We start from the raw sequence: 19,188 nt of genomic DNA, 5'->3' as shown, positions 1-19,188 counted from the left end.
AAAGAGACTAGGATATCATATCCCAGTCTCTATCTCACATATATTATAATACGTTAGCATATCCTTCGAACACTTTGTGTTGTTTAGGATCTAATGTAATTAATGTACCATCTGCTATTTTTTCGCGAGCGCCTTCTACACCTACGATAGTTGCTACGCCTAAGTTAAGGCCTACAACTGCAGCGTGTGAAGTTAATCCGCCTTCTTCTGTTACAATTCCTTTAGCATTTTCTAAATATGGAACCATATCAGCATCTGTTGATTGTGTAATTACAATTGACTCACTTAAATCTTTTCCTTTTAAGTCGTCAGCAGTATTTGCTACTACAGCTTTACCTACTGTTGAATGATGACCGATTCCTTGACCTTTAGCCAATTCGTCACCTACTAAATGAATCTTCATTAAGTTAGTTGTACCTGTTTCACCTGTTGGTACACCTGCAGTAATAATGATTAAATCACCATTATCAACTAAACCTGTGTTAACAGCTGTTGATACAGCATTATTTAATAATTCATCAGTTGTTTGTTTACCTTTTTTCACAACTGGTAATACGCCCCATACTAATGTCATATGACGAGCAGTTGTTTCATTAGGTGTAACTGCAATAATGTGTGAATGTGGTCTATATTTAGAAATTGTTTGCGCTGTAGCTCCACTTTCAGTTGCTGCAACAATTGATTCCACGTTTAAGTTTAAAGCTGTATGTGCAACTGATACACCGATTGCATTAACTAAATTTGTATCGATCATTTTTGAACGATCAGATAATAATTTTTTGTAATCTTGAGCTTCTTCAGCAGCTACTGCAATATTTTGCATTGTACGTACTGCTTCTTCAGGATATAATCCCGCTGCAGTTTCACCAGATAACATGACTGCATCTGTACCATCGTAAATAGCGTTCGCTACGTCACTTGCTTCTGCTCTTGTACAACGTGGGTTTCTTTGCATTGAATCTAACATTTGTGTTGCTGTAATAACTGGTTTACCTAATTTATTACATTTTTGGATTAATTGTTTTTGTACCATTGGAACAGCTTCTGGTAAAATTTCAACACCCATATCACCACGAGCAACCATTAAACCATCTGAAACTTGAAGAATTTCATCGATATTTTCAATACCTTCTTCATTTTCAATTTTAGGAATAATTTTAATAAAATTATTTTCTTTTTCTTCTAAAATTGCACGAATATCTAATACATCTGATGGACGTCTTACGAAACTAGCTGCGATAAAGTCTACACCTTGTTCGATACCGAAGCGGATATCACTAGCGTCTTTATCCGTAATACCTGGAAGGTTTACTTTAACACCAGGTAAGTTAACACCTTTTTTATTTTTTAATTCCCCAGTATTTTCTACTGCACAGTGAACTTCACCTTTAGCGATATCAATTGATTTAACTGTAAGTTCAATTAAACCATCATCAAGTAGAATTGTTGATCCAACTTCTACATCTTCTGCTAATTTTTCGTAAGTAACTGAGAACGCTTCTTTAGTACCTTCTACTTCAGTTGTTTTAACTGTTACTTCACTACCTTTAGTAAGTTCAATTAAACCATCTTTCATGTTATGAGTTCTAATTTCAGGACCTTTTGTATCTAATAAGATACCAATATTTTTATTTAATTTAGAACTTACTTTTCTAATTGTATCTATACGACCTTTGTGTTCTTCATGACTTCCGTGAGAGAAGTTCAATCTAGCAACGTTCATGCCTGCAAGCATTAATTTTTCTAACATTTCTTCTGATTCTGATGCTGGACCTATCGTACATACAATTTTTGTCTTTCTCATATTAAAATGACCTCCGTAGTTTTTCTTTTTTTATATAGATAATTGATGTGCTAAATTATACATTTTCTTGTCGATGTTATGTTCTGCTTGGAATATTTCATCAAAATGCGTACATGTTAATTCATTTTGTTGGATTCCAACTGCTTTAGCACTATCACCTTGCATAAGTAATTCAACTGCATAACCGCCTAAACGAGAAGCAAGTACTCTATCCATTCCAGTAGGTGTACCACCTCTTTGAATGTGGCCTAAACATGAAACGCGTGTATCAATGTTAATAAATTTCTTCAATTCTTCCCCACATTGATGACCAGTCATGACACCTTCAGCACAAATAATGATAGAATGTTTTTTCCCTCTATCCATACCATGTTGAATTTTTTCAGCGATTTCTTCAATGTCTGATTTAACTTCTGGAATTAAAATTGTTTCCGCTCCAGCTGCTAATCCTGACCATAGCGCTAAATCACCAGCGTCTCTTCCCATTACTTCAATAATAAAAGTACGTTCATGACTTGATGCTGTATCTCTTATTTTATCGACAGAATCAATGATTGTGTTAAGTGCTGTATCAAAACCAATTGTAAAGTCTGTACCATTAATATCGTTATCGATAGTACCGGGTACACCGATTGTTTTAAGATTTTTAGCTTCTTCGCTTAATCTTTGTGCACCTCTATAACTTCCATCTCCACCGATAACAACTAATCCTTCTATACCTCTTTTTTCAAGGTTTTCAATTGCTTTCGCACGCACTTCTTTTTCTTTAAATTCTGGACATCTAGCAGAATAAAGGAATGTACCACCTCTTTGAATCATGTCACCAACTGAACCTAATTCAAGTTTTTTGATATTATCATTTATTAAGCCTAAGTAACCTTGGTATACACCATAAACTTCAATATCATGATAAATAGCTTTACGAACAACTGCACGAATTGCTGCGTTCATCCCTGGTGAATCTCCACCGCTCGTTAAAACCGCAATTTTTTTCATAAATATACAGACCTCTCTTGTTATATGATTGTTAATTTAAAAATAACACAAATATTGGCTTGATTCCATTAAAACTACTGTTATTTAAATATGTAAACGTCTTCTTAAAAAAAGATTCCAACTTTTGTAATTTTTCAAAAGTTGGAATCGCTTAATTTTAATTCAATTATGCACATATACATAAATTTATGAAAAGAAATTATATCAGTATAAATGATTGCTTGTCATTTTAAATATACTAATCGATATAACTTCCTATATTACGATACTTATTAAAACGATCTTCAACTAAACTTTCTGCATTTAATGTTCTTAAGTCTGAAAGATGTTTTTCAATTGATGTCTTTATAAGTGATGCTTGTGATTCTAGATGTTTATGAGCACCACCAAATGGTTCTTTAATAACTTCATCTACAACATCTAAATCAAATAAGTCAGGTGCTGTAATTTTCATTGTTTCAGCTGCCATTTGAGCAAGCCCAGAATCTTTCCATAACAATGCTGCTGCACCTTCTGGAGAAATAACTGAATAAGTACTATTCTCTAACATAAGTAGACGATTGGTTACGCCTAATCCAAGTGCGCCACCACTTCCGCCTTCACCAATAACTATAGAAATAACAGGTACTGTTAAAGATGCCATTTCGACTAAGTTTTTAGCAATAGATTCACTTTGTCCACGTTCTTCTGCAGCTTTACCTGGGTATGCGCCTTTCGTATCAATGAATGTAATGATTGGTCTATTAAACTTTTCAGCCTGCTTCATTAAACGCAATGCTTTACGATATCCCTCAGGATGTGCCATACCAAAGTTTCTATAAATATTATCTTTAGTGTCTTTACCTCTTTGATGACCTATAACAGTCACAGGTAAGCCATTAAAGTAAGCCAATCCACCTATTAAAGCTGGATCATCACGGAAAGTACGATCACCGTGAAGTTCGATAAAATCATCAAATATGTAAGGGATATAATCTAAAGTTGTAGGTCTTTCTTGTAATCTCGCAACTTGTACTCTATCCCAAGGCTTTAAATTATTATAAATGTGTTCAGTTTCTTTTGTTAAAGTGGCTTCCAATATTTCTATTTCATCTGTTAAGTCTACACCATGTTTTTCTTGATAAGATTGTAGAGATGCTATTTTTTCTTTAATTTCTTCTAAAGGTTTTTCAAATTCAAGCATTGTCTTTCACCTCGTTATGATGCATCTTAAGCACAGTACTTAAAGTTTTATACATATCTTTTCGATGTACAACTTTATCTAATTGGCCATGTTCTAGTAAAAATTCTGCAGTTTGGAAATCGTCAGGTAGTTTTTCACTTATCGTTTGTTCAATGATTCTTCTACCAGCAAATCCAATTAAAGCTTTCGGTTCTGCAAAGTTCAAATCACCTACTGAAGCAAAGCTTGCTGAAACGCCTCCAGTTGTAGGGTGTGTCATATATGAAATGAATAGTAAGCCTTTATCACTATGACGTTTAATGGATACACTTGTCTTTGCCATTTGCATAAGTGAGATGATGCCTTCTTGCATTCTTGCACCACCACTTGCTGTGAACAATACAAATGGTAAATTGTGATCTGCACAATAATCGACAATTCTACAAATTTTCTCTCCTACTACTGCACCCATACTACCCATTCTAAATCTTGAATCCATAACACAAATACCATAAGGAATACCGTCAATTGACGTTACACCAGTAACGACTGCATCATTTAAACCAGTGCTTTTTCTATCTTTTTCTAATTTTTCTTCATATCCAGGAAATTCTAATGGGTTTGAAGCAGTCATACCAACATCAAACTCTTTAAATGCATCTTCATCACTCACAGCTCTAATTCTATCGTGAGCAGTTAATGCAATATGATGATCACAGTTAAAACAGACATTTAAGTTTTGAACGAGCTCTTTTGTATACATGATTTTTTTACATTTAGGGCATTTAGTCATGATACCTTCAGGCACGTCATTATCTTTACTGTTTTGAACAGTTACATATTTTTTCTTTTTCTGGCTTCGATTGAACAAGTCTTTAAACATGTCACTATCCCCCTGATTTTATTTACAATTGTCTCTTTCAAATCTATCACTATATTGAGAGAGTAGCTTCCAAATCATATACATAATTTGATTATTATTATTTGAAACAAGTTCTTCTTTTGAATTTGTTTCAATGTTATTGTGTTCTTCACAGAAATTTTCAATCATCCATTTTAATTCATTGATTTCATCTAGCTGTGATTCATTATGAATTAAGAACCTTCCGATTAAATCAAAAAGCTGGTGCTGGTACATATCACTTAAGAATGTACCTTCACCTCTTCTAGTATGTATCACCCCTAAAAGTTCTAATGCTCTTAGGGCTTCTCTGATACTTGAACGTCCAACATTTAAGGTTTCACTTAAAAATCTTTCGGAAGGCAGTTTTTCACCCACTTGAATATTTTTTTCAACAATAATTGACTGAATTTGTTCGACAATCTTGATTAATCCTTTTTGCTTTTCTTTATCCAACGTGAGTCTCCTTCCAAAATTATGACAAGTCTGCTAATTCATATGTTCTACGTTCTATTTCATCAACTTCAACTTCAATACGTGCTACACCTGATTCCATACCAGCTTTTGCTACTGCTTTCGCAACGTATGGTGCAACTCTTGGATCGAATGGCCCAGGAATGACATAATCAGCGTTTAATTCTTCCTCTGAAACAAGGTTAGCAATTGCTTCTACTGCAGCTTGTTTCATTTCTTCATTTATATGAGTTGCACGAATATCTAATGCTCCTCTAAAAATACCAGGAAATGCTAATACATTATTAATTTGGTTAGGGAAATCAGAACGTCCTGTACCAATAACTTTAGCACCCGCTTCTTTTGCTATATCTGGCATAATTTCAGGAACTGGGTTAGCCATAGCAAAGATAATTGGATCTTCAGCCATAGTTTCAACTAATTCTTTAGTTAATGCGCCTTCAACAGATACACCTACAAATACATCCGCATCTTTAATAACATCTGATAATTGACCTTCTGTTTTGTCTTTGTTTGTCCATTTCGCAACAAAGTCTTTAGTAGGATTCATACCATAAGGACGGTCTTCGTAAATCGCACCTCTAGAATCACACATAATCATATTTCTTACACCATAACTGTATAATAATTTAATAATTGCAATACCAGCTGCACCTGCACCGTTTAAAACAACTTTTATATCGGATAATTTTCTGTCAGTAATTTTCAATGCATTAATCAAACCAGCAACAGTTACGATCGCCGTACCATGCTGATCATCATGAAAGACAGGTATTTTAGTTTCTTTTTTTAGACGTTCTTCAATTTCAAAGCATCGAGGTGCTGAAATATCTTCTAAGTTAACGCCACCGTAGTTAGGTTCTAATAATTTAACAGTATTCACAATTTCATCAACGTCTGTCGTATTAAGTGCAATTGGCACACCATCTACACCAGCAAAGCTTTTGAATAAAACTGCTTTCCCTTCCATTACAGGTATACTTGCTTCAGGACCAATATCACCTAAACCTAATACAGCTGTTCCATCTGTAATTACAGCTACTGCATTTGATTTCATTGTATAGTCATATACTTTTCTTACGTCTTCATGTATATCTTTACATGGTTCTGCAACACCTGGAGAATAAGCAAGACTTAATTCCTCTTTATTAGTAACTTTAACTTTGGCATAAACGCCTAATTTACCTTGTTTTTCTTTATGCATATATAGTGCATCATCTCTTAATGACAAAATAATCATCCCTTCATTGTATGTATCTATCCCTTTATTATACATTAAATTTCTATAATTAAATTAAAAAATTCTTCATAGTGGTCAGACCACCATGAAGAATACTATAGCATAAATTATTTAATTAATAAAGCCTATAAAAGACGTACATTTTCATAACCTATTTTATGAATAAATTCTTCAAAGTTACCATGATTTAAGTTTAAATAACCAAGCATTTTTGAACTATAATCTTTATCATTAAAATACGTTACTTTAATATGACGATCGTGGTCATTTGTTATCCACTCAGCTAAATCTTCTACATTTCTTACGACGACTTCTTTTGTCGTATTAAATTTATGTTGTTTAAATGCTTCTAATGTATCTATTTGATTAATAATCATTTGTGTCTTACCATTTCTTTTTTCGAATTTGCCATTGATAATTACTGGGACATTTGTAATATCAGTTGTTTCAATTTGTTTATATGCATCAGGGAATATAACCCCTTCAACTTCATTTAATCCGTCTATTAAATTGACAAAAGCCATATTTTGTCCTTTTTTAGTTCTTATTTTTCTTAGTGACGCAATCATTACGAGCATCGGTACTTTATTATAGTCTATTCTTAATGGATAAATTGATAAATATTGATGTTGATTGAATAATGAAATGATTGGATGCTCAGTTGCATAGAACCCTAAGTATTCTTTTTCATATTCACTTTTCATAAGATTAGGCATTTCTTCAACTTCTTTAAATTCTTTCTTAACGTTCAAACCTAATTCTTTCAATAAATTATTAGAATCTCCGACAGACTCGCTACTTTCATAAACATCGTCAATAGACTGTAACAACGTCGCTCTAGTCTGACCAAAATCATCTAAAGCGCCAGCATATATAAGTGCTTGTATCAATTTCTTACTTTTAGCCTTACTTGGTAATCGATGTACAAGATCAAACATATCTTTATACGTTCCGTTTGTTTTTCTTTCATCAACAATGACTTTTACACTTTGATAACCAACGCTTTTAATTGCACCAAGTGATGTATATATACCTTTTTTAGTTGCTTTATAGAACCATTCACTATGATTAATGGACGGTGGATATATTTTCACACCAATTCTTTTAAGTTCTGTTACCATTTGTTCTGTCTTAACTTCATTACCAACTACATTAGAAAGAATCGCAGCATAAAAGTATGTCGGATAATGCACTTTCAAATAAGTCATGATATACGCAATTTTACTATATGCAACTGCATGTGCTTTTGGATAACCATAGTCTGCAAACTTCAGTATTAAATCAAATATTTTTACAGCTGTTGATTCCTCGTAACCTCTTTCCAAGCTACCATTCACGAAATGTTTTCTTTCATTTTCTAACACTGCTCTGTTCTTCTTACTCATCGCACGTCTCAAAATATCCGCTTCACCATATGAGAATCCTGCGAACTTACTCGCAATCTGCATAATCTGTTCTTGATAAATAATAACGCCATAAGTTGATTTCAATATCTCTTTTAAGTCTGGATGTAAATATTCTATCTCTGCATTTTGTCTACGTCTTTTAATATATGTTGGTATTTCTTCCATCGGTCCAGGTCTATATAAAGATGTAACTGCTACTATATCGAGAAAATGGTCAGGCTTTAACCTTTTTAATACACTTCTAACACCTTGAGATTCAAGTTGGAAAATACCTGTTGTTTCACCTTTAGACAATAGTTGAAAGACTTTAGGATCATCAAAAGGAATTTTTTCAATATCTACAATTTGATTTTCTTGATATTTCACTTGATTGACCACTTGTTGAATAATCGATAAATTTCTTAAACCAAGAAAGTCGATTTTTAATAGACCGATCTTTTCAGTTTCTGTCATCGTCCATTGCGTTAAGACACCTGTATCACCCATCATCGTAGGTACAAATTGGTGTAAAGACTGATCATTAATAATGATACCTGCTGCATGGGTCGATGTATGTCTCGGTAAACCTTCTAATTGTTTACTTAGTTGAAACCATTTTTCATGCAAATGATTCTGGTTAACAAATTGTTTAAACGCATCATCTTCAAATGCTTCGTCTAATGTAATACCTAATTTATGCGGAATTAATTTTGAAATGTAATTGAGTGTAGCATCATCAAACTGCAATATTCTACCTACATCTCTTGCTACTGCTCTCGCTTGAAGATGACCGTATGTTACAATCCCAGCAACACGATTATCACCGTATTTTTCTTGAACATATTGAATTACTTTATCTCGCTTAGTATCTTGAAAGTCGATATCAATATCCGGCATCGTCACACGTTCAGGGTTTAAAAATCTTTCAAATAACAAATCAAATTCAATTGGATCGATAGTAGTAATATTTAAAATAAAACTAACTAGAGATCCACCAGATGAACCACGTCCAGGTCCAACTAATACGTTTTGATCTTTCGCATAATTGATTAAGTCACTAACGATTAGGAAGTAATCTGAATATCCCATTTTCACAATAATATCGTATTCGTATTGAAGCCTTTTTTCATATACTTCATTAAATTGTGGATACTTGCCTTTATTCATCATTAATAATTCCCAAAGATATTCATCACTTGATTGATTATTAGGTGTTTTATATTTTGGTAATAAATCTTGATGATACTCAATTTCGACCTGACATTTTTGAGCTATTTCGTCTGTGTTTTGTATGTACGCTTCATCTACATTAATTTGCGATATATCTTCTTTAGTTAAAAAATGATGATTTAAGTTTTGTTGAAAATCACTCATCGTTAATTTTTCATTATTTTTAATTGCATGAAGTGCAATTAAACTATCACCATCATCTTCATTCAAATAAAGTGCAGACTTCATAAAAACTTTCTTATGATTCATATCAATCGTAGAATCATGTGAAATATATTTATCATTGTCATCAATTGTTATAGCTTGGAATAAATAATAGTTGGCTTCATTGATTTGTTTACCAATGATTATAAGTCCTTCTGAATAAGCATTCACCCATTCAATGGGTGCTGAAAATCGTTCTTTTATGGAAATAGCAGAAGATAATTTAATTAAATTATGATAGCCTGTTATATTTTTAGCTAAGACCACACATTCAACTTGATTGAGTTGGTCATCTAAATAAATAGTTAATCCGAAGATTGGTTTTATATTTTCTTTTATACATGCATCATAAAATTGTAAAGCACCGTGCAGAACATTTAAATCTGTAAGAGCAAGCGCTTGATAATTTTCATTTTTAGCTTTTTGAACAACATCTGGGATTCTAATACTTGAATTAAGCAAATCATATGATGAATGAATATTTAAATGACTTACCATGCGCTCACCTCCTATATTTCAGATTTAATATCTGCTGCTAATGCATCAAACTCTTCCCAACTATATACAGATGCACCTGAAGCATTTGGATGTCCTCCACCGTTATATTTAGCTGCGATATGATTAATTTTTATGCCTTTTGAACGAATTCTACATCTTATTTCTTTACCTTCATCAACAGCAAATACCCATGCTTTTAATCCTTTAATATCTGAAACAGTATTCACGAATAATGAAGCTTCGTTAGGTTTTAAGTTGAATTGTTCAAGTATATCTTTCGTAATTTTAATTGAACAGAATCCTTCACCATCATATTTGAAATTCTGAAGAATATATCCTTGGAAGTGAAGTAAAGCTGGATCTCTTTCACTCAATTGGTTAAGTAATTTAGTACGTTCGAATTCTTTCGTCATTAACTCTGCTGCAACTTCCATTGTATGTGTAGACGTATTATCAAATAAGAATCTACCTGTGTCACCAACGATGCCTAAATATAGCACTCTACTTGCTTTCTCACTTACGTTTGAACCATTTAAATTCCATGATTTATTTAAATCAAAGATAATTTCACTTGTAGATGATGCTTCTGTATTTACAAAATTAATATCACCATATGAGTCTACTGGTGGATGATGGTCAATCTTAATTAATTCGTCACCAGTATTATAGCGACTATCATCTATACGTGGTGCGTTTGCTGTATCACAAACAATCACAAGTGCGCCATTATATGTGTCATCTGCAATTTCATCCAAATCTCCAATAAATGTTAACGTCGGTTCAGGTTGACCGACTGCATATATATGCTTCTCAGGAAAAGCCTCTTGTAATATATATTTCAAACCTAATTGAGAGCCGTATGCATCTGGGTCTGGTCTAACATGCCTATGTATAATAATTGTTTCATATTGCTTTATTTTATTTAATATTTCTTCCATTGTTATCCTTCTTTCTTTATATTTACTTATATTTTATTAATTGATATAATTCGACTTGGTAGGAGGAATCAAACATGTCATCTGAAATTATGTCTACACTTGTTGCTTTGGCAGTAACAATTATGATTATTGCTTTAATATTTGCTATTTTAAATTTAGCACGTTCATTTAGAACGAAACGTGACGTTAGAAAAGCTTATCATAAAGCGCGTTCAAGATTTTACTTTGGTATATTTATGATCGCATTTGCAGCAGACCAAGTATTGTTATTCCCAACATTAGTCACTTATATTATTGTTTTAGTATTATTATTCTTTGGTATTTTAAACGTATCTTATGGCTATAGAGCAAGTAAATACTTTAAAGGTAACTTACCTATTGAGAACAAAGCTTGGGAAGAATTCGAACAAAAAAAACATCAATAATATTTTAAAAAGCGTTGTATCACATAACGCTTTTTTATTTTTCGAGAATTTGACACATCAGTAATGCTTTCGCAACAGTCGCACTACCGCTCACCATCGTAACTTCGAATTTAGCAAATATTCTACCGATATCTAATGTTGTAATTTTCACTTCTACATCGTCATCAATTTGAACAGTTTTTAAATAATAAATATCTATATGTTCAATCATGATTTCTGATTTTTTCATTTTTCTTATTTCATAACGTAACGCTTCTTCAATAACTGCAATATAGACGGATTTCGTTAACATACCGAATTGATTCGTTAATTGTGGAGATATATTCACCACAACATTACCATTGTCCATTGTGATTTGCTTTGCAATTTGGTCATGAATCGTTTCACCTATTTGTGGTTGTCTACTCATTAATTGCATCGTCTTTAATACATCTTCACGAGAAATAATTCCGATTAATACTTTAGAGGTTGATACAACAGGCAACAATTCAATCCCTTCCCAAATCATGAGGTGGGCACAAGTTGCGATTGTCGTATTTAAATGTGCAATGATAGGTGATTTTGTCATCAACGTCCTGATACTTTTATCTTGTTCTTCATTTACAATATCTTTACTCGTTAAAATACCTACAACTTTCATTTCGCTATCAACAACTGGAAAACGCGTATGAGATGTTTGTTGAGATAATTCATTCCAATCTCGCACTTTTTGTTTATCATCTAAATAAGAAGTTGATTCAATAGGAATCATAATATCTTCAACCATTAAAATTTCTTTTTTAATCATTTGATCATATATAGCTCTATTAATAATATTGGCAACTAAAAATGTATCATAATTTGATAAAATAATCGGAAGTTCGTGTTCGTCAGCGTAGTTTATAATATCTTCATTCGCTTCAAAACCACCCGTAATTAAAACAGCAGAACCTCTTTTTAAAGCTTCCATTTGTACATCTGATCTATTACCAACAATCAGCAATGTATTTTTAGTTAAATATTTAACGACATCATTTAATTCCATTGCACCAATTGCAAATTTTGATAAAGTTTTATATAAGCCTTGTTTACCGCCCAATACTTGACCATCCACAATTTTAACAATTTCATTAAATGTTAAATTTTCAATTTGTTCTCTAGATTTTCTCTCAATTCTAACTGTCCCTACTCTATCAATAGATGCTACAAGCCCTTGATTATCCGCTTCTTTAATTGCACGATAGGCTGTACCTTCAGAGACGTTTAAATCTTTCGCTATCTGTCTGACAGAGATTTTATGTCCAACAGATAACGATTCAATATACTTAATAATTTGCTCATGTTTCGTCATGTTTATACCCTCTATCAAATTTTATGAATTACTTTCTATTATACATTTTTAATGTCTTAAATGATATCTTAAAAATTAAATAAAAGATTGAAACAACGCTTATTAAATTAAGTATTTTATACAGATTTACTTCTTAAACTTAAAAGCTGAGATGACAAAATCATCTCAGCTTACTAAACTTACTACCATATTCATTTATAATTCTACCGATTCACCAGGTTTTAAAATGTGAACTTCTGATTCCGTTACAGCTTTTTCAAAATCTTTAGGGTCTTGTTTAATAAAGTCAAATGTATCGTAATGAATAGGTACTACTTTTTTCGGCTTGATAAATTCATTAACTGCATAACTTGCATCATCAATGCCCATTGTAAAGTTGTCGCCTATCGGAATAAAGCACAAATCAACTGGGTGTCTATCTGCAATTAATTTCATATCGCTGAATAAACCAGTGTCACCTGTATGATAAATTGTACCCGCTTCAGTTTCTAATACAATTCCAGCTGGCATACCTAAATAGATGATTTCTCCATTTTCTTCTGTAAAGCTATTACTATGAAAGGCTTGCACATATTTTACTTTTCCAAAATTAAATTCAATATTCCCACCAATATTCATTGGATGTAAGTTTTCTAATCCGTGTTTATTAGATAAATAATCAATCGCTTCAGGTAACGCTATAACAGTTGCACCAGTTCTTTTTGCAATGCTAACAGTATCACCTAAATGATCGCCATGACCATGAGTTAATATAATATAATCTGCTTCTACTTCATCTGCCGTTAAATCTGATAATGGATTCCCTGTTATAAATGGATCCACAATCACTTTATGTCCTTTACTTTCAAAATAGATTACTGATTGTCCATGAAATGATACTTTCATGAATCTCCCTCCTCACATTGTCTTTTCCGTATATTATATACCCTAAATTTGAATTTATGAATCAAGAAGTCTAAAATAATGATGTAAGAAAGAGATTTGGGAGGAAGAATAATGGAACATAATGAAATTGCAACATTTTTAAAAGATAAAGGTGCGGACGCAGCATGGATTACAACGCCTTTAAACATCTTTTATTTAACAGGTTATTTATCTGAACCACATGAACGTCTATTTAGTTTATTAGTCACTAAAGATGGTGAAGAAACACTATTTTGTCCAAAAATGGAAGTAGAAGAAGCTAAAAATGCAGGCTTCACTGGAAACATCGTTGGATACTTAGATACAGAATCACCATTCGATTTAATTGAACAACAATCTTATAAAACTTTCGCAATTGAATCAGAGCATTTATCAGTTAAAAGACTTCGTGAAATTGAAAAAGCATTTAATGTTGAAACAATTGTTGATATTGATCAAGTATTGAAAGATATTAGAAATGTAAAAACAAATGACGAGATTGAGTTGTTACAAGAAGCGGCTAAATATGCAGATTTAGCGATTCAAGCTGGCGTTGATAAATTAGAAGTTGGCGTTTCTGAAATTGAAGTATTAAATCATATTGAAACAACTATGAAACAACATGGTATTTCTAAGATGAGCTTTGATACTATGGTATTATTCGGCGATCATGCAGCAGCTCCTCATGGTACACCAGGAGAAAGAACTTTAAAAGAAAACGAATATGTACTATTTGACCTAGGTGTCATTTATAAAGGTTATTGTTCAGATATCACTAGAACTGTTCCATTCGGTACACCTTCTGATAAAGCACAAGAAATTTACAATGTCGTACTTGATGCTAACAAACAAGCGATTGAAATGATTAAACCAGGTGCTAAAATTGCTGACTGCGATAAAGTAGCTAGAGATATTATTAGCAATGCTGGTTATGGTGAATACTTCCCACATAGACTTGGTCACGGACTTGGATTAAGCGTCCATGAATTCCCAGACATTTCCAGTGCTAATACGGATGAATTCAAACCAGGCATGGTATTAACAGTTGAACCTGGAATATACGTTCCTGGTGTTGCTGGCGTTAGAATTGAAGACGATATCGTTGTAACTGAAGACGGACATCGCATACTAACAGGCTACCAAAAATGATTAAAGAAGCTTGTGTAGAAACAATTTCGCAAATTGAACAAGCGATTAAAAATGGTGCAAATCGAATAGAACTTTGCGACAACCTTTCAGTTGGTGGGACAACACCAAGTTACGGAATGGTAAAGATTGCAGTAGAACTATGTCATCAACATAACGTCGAAGTCGCTGTCATGATTAGACCTCGCGGTGGAGATTTTAACTATAATTATTTCGAATACGAAATCATGCGACAAGATATATTACAATTGAAAGATTTGAAAGTTGATGCATTTGTATTTGGCTGTTTAGATGAACACGGACATCTTGACGAATGGAAGATGAAAGCATTAAAAGAAACATGTGGTATCATACCTGCAGCTTGTCATATGGCGTTTGATTCTATTAATCCCTATCATCAATTAAAATCATTAGACTGGTTAATTAAACACCAATTCAGTCGCCTACTAACACATGGCGGACCTAGTGATAGTGAGATATTTGATAACATTAACCATTTAGGTAAATTGTTGATTCACTCAAAAGGCAATATCACAATCATGCCAGGTGGCGGACTCAATAAAGATAACTTATCACAACTCATAGAAGACATACCATTCGATGAAGTACACGGTACAAAAATCGTATAAATAGAAAAACCTGAGACGAAATTCGTCTCAGGTTTTTTGGTGGAGTTATTGATATATTTTATGGGTTTATATTAATGTTTTTGTTGGTGTGGGCGGGCGCTTAGTTACACTTTCGACGACTTTTGTTACTATGGAGTGCCTTAGTCACACTTCGACCGACTTTTGTTACTATGGGTGGCCTTAGTTACAATTCAACCGACTTTTGTTACTATGGAATACCTTATAAGATTTTGATACACCCTATGTACCAAAAACTAAATAATTTACGGATGTTATTTGAAAAATATCACCTTCACATATTTTAACTTTTTTCTAGATAAAATTTCTTATTTCGCATATTTGTATTTTTGAAGTATTTATTACATACTCTTCTAACTGTATGTTTTGGTATAGGATCACACCATGCTTGAGCTTCAATAAAATCAAATGGTTTTCTCTTTATGATAAAAAGTTCTTTTAAATTGAAATATATTAACTCTTCAAGCCCTAACTGCTTTTTACAGTAACAGCATGTATAGTTATGTTGGTTTTTCTTATAAGTAATAGTAAATAATTTTCTACAATTTGGGCATCTTAAACCAGATGCAACTTTATCTTCAAGAATATTGATATCCTTTTGGTAAAAGGTTGAATGAATAGATTCATATTGCTTAAAAATATTTAAGATTTCTTGATTAGCTTCTTGATGATTTGTATCAATGAGATGAGGAACTATAGAAAGTTCTTGAGGAAGTAGTATTGCTTGATTTTGTGGTCTTTTGCCATGTAGATTGAAATGACTGTTTGTAAATATAATAAAGGTTTCAATTTCTCTTGGAATGTTGTGAGTATTAACGATTGATTGTATATTGTTTTCTATTTTATTTGTTTGTAAATGTGGTGACGGGTATCTTAAACTATTCGTACATTTAATATATTCTTCTTCAAAATACCAATCGCCAGTATAGTGTTTAACTTCGAAAATATAGATTTTTGTTGATGAAACAACTAGAAAATCAATTTGTATATGATTTGAGCTTCCTATTTCTAAATTATATAGATATTGAACATCAACGATAGTGTCTAATATTGCTTTAAAATACATTTCTCCTTCCAAACCAGATTGGTTAATATACAATTCTTTTCTTTGATCAATATTCAAATTCGTTCTGCCTTCGATTGCTTTTAGATAAGAAAAATATTCGTTTTTATTCATGTAATCACCTGCTGTTAATAATAATATGTAATCAAATTATAGGTATTCCACTCATTTTCAGCAAGTTGCATAAATTAAAAAAATGTCCAACTCAGCAATCTGAGTTAGACATTTTTTAAAAATTTTATCTCAAAACTTCTTGATAAGGTGTGTATTCTTTATCAAAAGCTTTTGCAACTTCTTTATATGTTAATTTACCATGTATTGTGTTTAATCCTTTAGCAAGTGCTTCGTTATCTTGACATGCTTTAACGTAGCCTTTGTTTGCTAATTGAATTGCATATGGAGTTGTTGCATTATTTAATGCAATTGTAGATGTTCTTGGAACTGCTCCTGGCATATTAGCAACTGCATAGTGTACGACACCATGTTTAACATATGTTGGATCATCGTGTGTCGTAATTCTATCTGATGTTTCGAATGAACCACCTTGGTCAATCGCGATGTCTACTAATACTGAACCTGGTTTCATTTTCTTAACCATTTCTTCAGTTACAAGTTTCGGTGCTTTAGCGCCTGGGATAAGTACTGATCCAATTACTAAATCACTTTCAACAACTGCTTCTTCAATATTTAATGGTGATGACATCATCGTTTGCACGCTTGCACCAAATAGATCATCTAATTGTTGTAAACGTGTAGGATTTAAGTCAATAATCGTAACGTCTGCTCCAAGACCAACTGCCATTTTAGCAGCATTTGTTCCTGCTTGGCCTCCACCGATTATTGTTACTCTCCCTCTTTTAACACCTGGCACACCAGATAATAATATTCCAATGCCTCCGTGTGTTTTTTGTAGGAATTGCGCACCAATTTGAGTTGACATTCTTCCTGCTACTTCACTCATTGGCGCTAGTAAAGGTAATGAACGATCGCTTAACTGAACAGTTTCATAAGCAATTGCAGTTACTTCATTTTCTAGTAATGCATTTGTTAAAGATTCTTCAGCAGCTAAATGTAAGTATGTAAATAGGATTAAGTCTTTCTTGAAGAACTGGTATTCTTCTTGTAATGGTTCTTTAACTTTCATAACCATTTCAACATTCCATGCTTCTTCTTGACTTACAATTTCTGCTCCAGCTTGTTGATAATCTTCGTTAGTAAATTGTGAACCTAACCCTGCCTCAGTTTCTACTTTAACAACATGATTTTGTGCAACTAAACTTGCCACGCCACTAGGTGTTAATGCCACCCTATTTTCGTTATTTTTTATCTCTCTTGGTACTCCAATAATCATTTTTCATTCCTCCTTGTTTTTATCATAACGCCACAAATTTGAAAGCGCAATCATTATTATTCAATTTTTATATTATCCTTATTTTCTAAATTTTTTAAATTTTCTTACTACAACCAATTTTAACATACATTATATAAAAATCGTGTAAATTCCCTATTATTTAAAAGTTTATAATGTTATTTTTTCAGAAAATTATGATATAATTAAACAAAAGAACTAGGAGGCGGTTTCTATGTTAAGTTACAAAAATATTTTAATTGCAGTAGACGGATCAACTGAATCAGAATGGGCTTATAATAAAGCTGTAGCCGTTGCTAAACGTAATGACGCTAAATTAACAATTGTTAACGTTGTAGATTCTAGATCATATGCAAGTGTTGAAGCCTATGATACTCAAATAGTAAATAAAGCAACAAGTTTTGCTGAAAGTTTATTATCTGGATATAAAGAATTCGCTGAGAATAATGGTGTTCATAACGTAGCGACTAAACTTGAATTCGGATCTCCAAAAACAGTTATTCCTAAAAAATTAGCAGTAGAATTTGACGTAGATTTAATCATGTGTGGTACTTCAGGATTAAATGCAGTAGAACGATTTATCGTTGGTTCTGTATCAGAATCAATTGTGAGAAACTCACCATGTGACGTTCTAGTAGTAAGAACAGAAACAATGCCTGAAGATTTCGAACCAGTTGTAGCAACAAAAGAACTATTCGAAGAACACCACGAAGGTAAATAAATAGACAGAAGAAAAGCGTTCAGTCGTAATGGCTGGACGCTTTTTTCATTTTTAAATAGATTTTTATAAGTTTTTTAAATCTCGTGAGTTTACTCCGTCTTTAACTCACATGTTCACCAATCTCGTGTATTTATTCCGTCTTTAACTCACATCTTTTTCAATCTCGTTTGTTTACTCTACCTTTAACTCACATCTTTTTCAATCTCGTGAGTTTATTCCCCCTTTAACTCACATGTTTTCTAATCTCGTGAGTTTACTCCATCTTTAACTCACATGTTCACCAATCTCGTGGGTTTACTACCTCTTTAACTCACATGTTTCACAATCTCGTGAGTTTATTCCACCTTTAACTCACATGTTTTCTAATCTCGTGGGTTTACTCCACCTTTAACTCACATGTTTTTCAATCTCGTGAGTTTATTCCGCCTTTAACTCACATCTTTTCTAATCTTGTGAGTTTACTCCACCTTTAACTCACATCTCCCCTCAATCACATAAACCTATTACTCATTTTCACATATTTTCTATACTAATAAAAAAACATTCAACCTTATGGCTGAACGCTTTTAAATTAGTTTTGATTATTATTTTGATTTTTTAAGTTTTGATTATTTTCTTGTTTTTGTTTTCTTGATTGTTCTTTAACGACTCTACGTGTAACGATTCTAACTAATTTCATTAATGCTCTTTCTGGTCTCATTTATATATCCTCCTTAGAACATGCATTACTTACATATAACCGTAGAATCACT

Annotated in this window: 17 protein-coding genes; 4 read left to right on the top strand and 13 right to left on the bottom strand. The window is 32.6% G+C overall.

What is annotated here, in order from left to right; translation table 11 throughout:
• Positions 1-43 precede the first annotated feature (43 nt).
• The 8 genes from pyk to LQ622_RS04250 form a co-directional block, all read right to left on the bottom strand.
• Positions 44-1,804 carry a pyruvate kinase gene (pyk, locus tag LQ622_RS04285; protein WP_126477570.1) on the bottom strand — a complete coding sequence of 587 codons (1,761 nt, stop codon included), beginning with the start codon at positions 1,802-1,804 and terminating at the stop codon, positions 44-46.
• A gap of 30 nt (positions 1,805-1,834) precedes the next feature.
• Complete coding sequence (pfkA, locus tag LQ622_RS04280; protein WP_204168615.1) at positions 1,835-2,800, bottom strand: 6-phosphofructokinase; 966 nt, start codon at positions 2,798-2,800, stop codon at positions 1,835-1,837.
• Positions 2,801-3,038: 238 nt separating this feature from the next.
• On the bottom strand, positions 3,039-3,983 hold the full coding sequence (locus LQ622_RS04275; protein ID WP_239762019.1) for an acetyl-CoA carboxylase carboxyltransferase subunit alpha: 945 nt from the start codon (positions 3,981-3,983) through the stop codon (positions 3,039-3,041).
• Positions 3,976-4,845, bottom strand: coding sequence for an acetyl-CoA carboxylase, carboxyltransferase subunit beta (gene accD, locus LQ622_RS04270; RefSeq protein WP_025904314.1), 870 nt, complete (start codon positions 4,843-4,845; stop codon positions 3,976-3,978). Before accD ends, LQ622_RS04275 begins: the two co-directional genes overlap by 8 nt.
• 18 nt (positions 4,846-4,863) lie before the next feature.
• A complete protein-coding gene (locus LQ622_RS04265) occupies positions 4,864-5,319 on the bottom strand; it encodes a FadR/GntR family transcriptional regulator (protein ID WP_025904315.1) in 456 nt (151 codons plus the stop codon).
• Positions 5,320-5,338: 19 nt separating this feature from the next.
• Positions 5,339-6,568, bottom strand: a complete 1,230-nt coding sequence (gene ystJ / locus LQ622_RS04260) for an NADP-dependent malic enzyme (RefSeq protein WP_239762043.1) — start codon at positions 6,566-6,568, stop codon at positions 5,339-5,341.
• A 134-nt stretch (positions 6,569-6,702) separates the two neighbouring features.
• The gene (locus LQ622_RS04255; RefSeq protein WP_239762020.1) at positions 6,703-9,894 is read right to left on the bottom strand and encodes a DNA polymerase III subunit alpha; all 3,192 of its coding nucleotides are present in this window, start codon (positions 9,892-9,894) and stop codon (positions 6,703-6,705) included.
• Between the two features lie 11 nt (positions 9,895-9,905).
• Positions 9,906-10,832 carry a DHH family phosphoesterase gene (locus LQ622_RS04250; RefSeq protein WP_204252566.1) on the bottom strand — a complete coding sequence of 309 codons (927 nt, stop codon included), beginning with the start codon at positions 10,830-10,832 and terminating at the stop codon, positions 9,906-9,908.
• Between the two features lie 74 nt (positions 10,833-10,906).
• On the opposite strand from LQ622_RS04250, the gene LQ622_RS04245 reads away from it, so the two are divergent.
• Complete coding sequence (locus LQ622_RS04245; RefSeq protein ID WP_049318664.1) at positions 10,907-11,257, top strand: YtpI family protein; 351 nt, start codon at positions 10,907-10,909, stop codon at positions 11,255-11,257.
• 34 nt (positions 11,258-11,291) lie between these two features.
• Here the strand turns inward: LQ622_RS04245 and LQ622_RS04240 are convergent, their stop codons facing one another.
• Both LQ622_RS04240 and LQ622_RS04235 read right to left on the bottom strand, forming a co-directional pair.
• Complete coding sequence (locus tag LQ622_RS04240; RefSeq protein ID WP_037588511.1) at positions 11,292-12,587, bottom strand: DRTGG domain-containing protein; 1,296 nt, start codon at positions 12,585-12,587, stop codon at positions 11,292-11,294.
• Positions 12,588-12,782: 195 nt separating this feature from the next.
• On the bottom strand, positions 12,783-13,472 hold the full coding sequence (locus LQ622_RS04235; RefSeq protein WP_037588512.1) for a metal-dependent hydrolase: 690 nt from the start codon (positions 13,470-13,472) through the stop codon (positions 12,783-12,785).
• 111 nt (positions 13,473-13,583) lie between these two features.
• Between LQ622_RS04235 and LQ622_RS04230 the strand changes: the two genes are divergently transcribed.
• Positions 13,584-14,639, top strand: coding sequence for a M24 family metallopeptidase (locus tag LQ622_RS04230; RefSeq protein ID WP_103354277.1), 1,056 nt, complete (start codon positions 13,584-13,586; stop codon positions 14,637-14,639).
• Positions 14,636-15,265 (top strand): copper homeostasis protein CutC, encoded by a 630-nt coding sequence (locus LQ622_RS04225; RefSeq protein ID WP_239762021.1) that lies wholly within the window; start codon positions 14,636-14,638, stop codon positions 15,263-15,265. Before LQ622_RS04230 ends, LQ622_RS04225 begins: the two co-directional genes overlap by 4 nt.
• Before the next feature lie 301 nt (positions 15,266-15,566).
• On the opposite strand, the gene LQ622_RS04220 is transcribed toward LQ622_RS04225, so the two are convergent.
• Together LQ622_RS04220 and ald are read right to left on the bottom strand one after the other, a co-directional pair.
• Positions 15,567-16,460 (bottom strand): nuclease-related domain-containing protein, encoded by an 894-nt coding sequence (locus tag LQ622_RS04220; RefSeq protein ID WP_239762022.1) that lies wholly within the window; start codon positions 16,458-16,460, stop codon positions 15,567-15,569.
• Positions 16,461-16,584: 124 nt separating this feature from the next.
• Positions 16,585-17,697 carry an alanine dehydrogenase gene (gene ald / locus LQ622_RS04215; RefSeq protein WP_204252562.1) on the bottom strand — a complete coding sequence of 371 codons (1,113 nt, stop codon included), beginning with the start codon at positions 17,695-17,697 and terminating at the stop codon, positions 16,585-16,587.
• A gap of 232 nt (positions 17,698-17,929) precedes the next feature.
• Between ald and LQ622_RS04210 the strand changes: the two genes are divergently transcribed.
• Positions 17,930-18,436 (top strand): universal stress protein, encoded by a 507-nt coding sequence (locus LQ622_RS04210; protein ID WP_025904325.1) that lies wholly within the window; start codon positions 17,930-17,932, stop codon positions 18,434-18,436.
• Positions 18,437-19,007: 571 nt separating this feature from the next.
• Here LQ622_RS04210 and LQ622_RS15030 read toward each other — a convergent pair.
• Positions 19,008-19,136 carry a hypothetical protein gene (locus LQ622_RS15030; RefSeq protein ID WP_257213200.1) on the bottom strand — a complete coding sequence of 43 codons (129 nt, stop codon included), beginning with the start codon at positions 19,134-19,136 and terminating at the stop codon, positions 19,008-19,010.
• Positions 19,137-19,188: the final 52 nt, after the last annotated feature.

This window comes from Mammaliicoccus sp. N-M50, assembly GCF_022386995.1.
Lineage (GTDB): Bacteria > Bacillota > Bacilli > Staphylococcales > Staphylococcaceae > Mammaliicoccus > Mammaliicoccus sciuri_A.
Note: the sequence above shows the minus strand (reverse complement) of the source record. Positions and strands in the feature narration are given on the sequence as shown.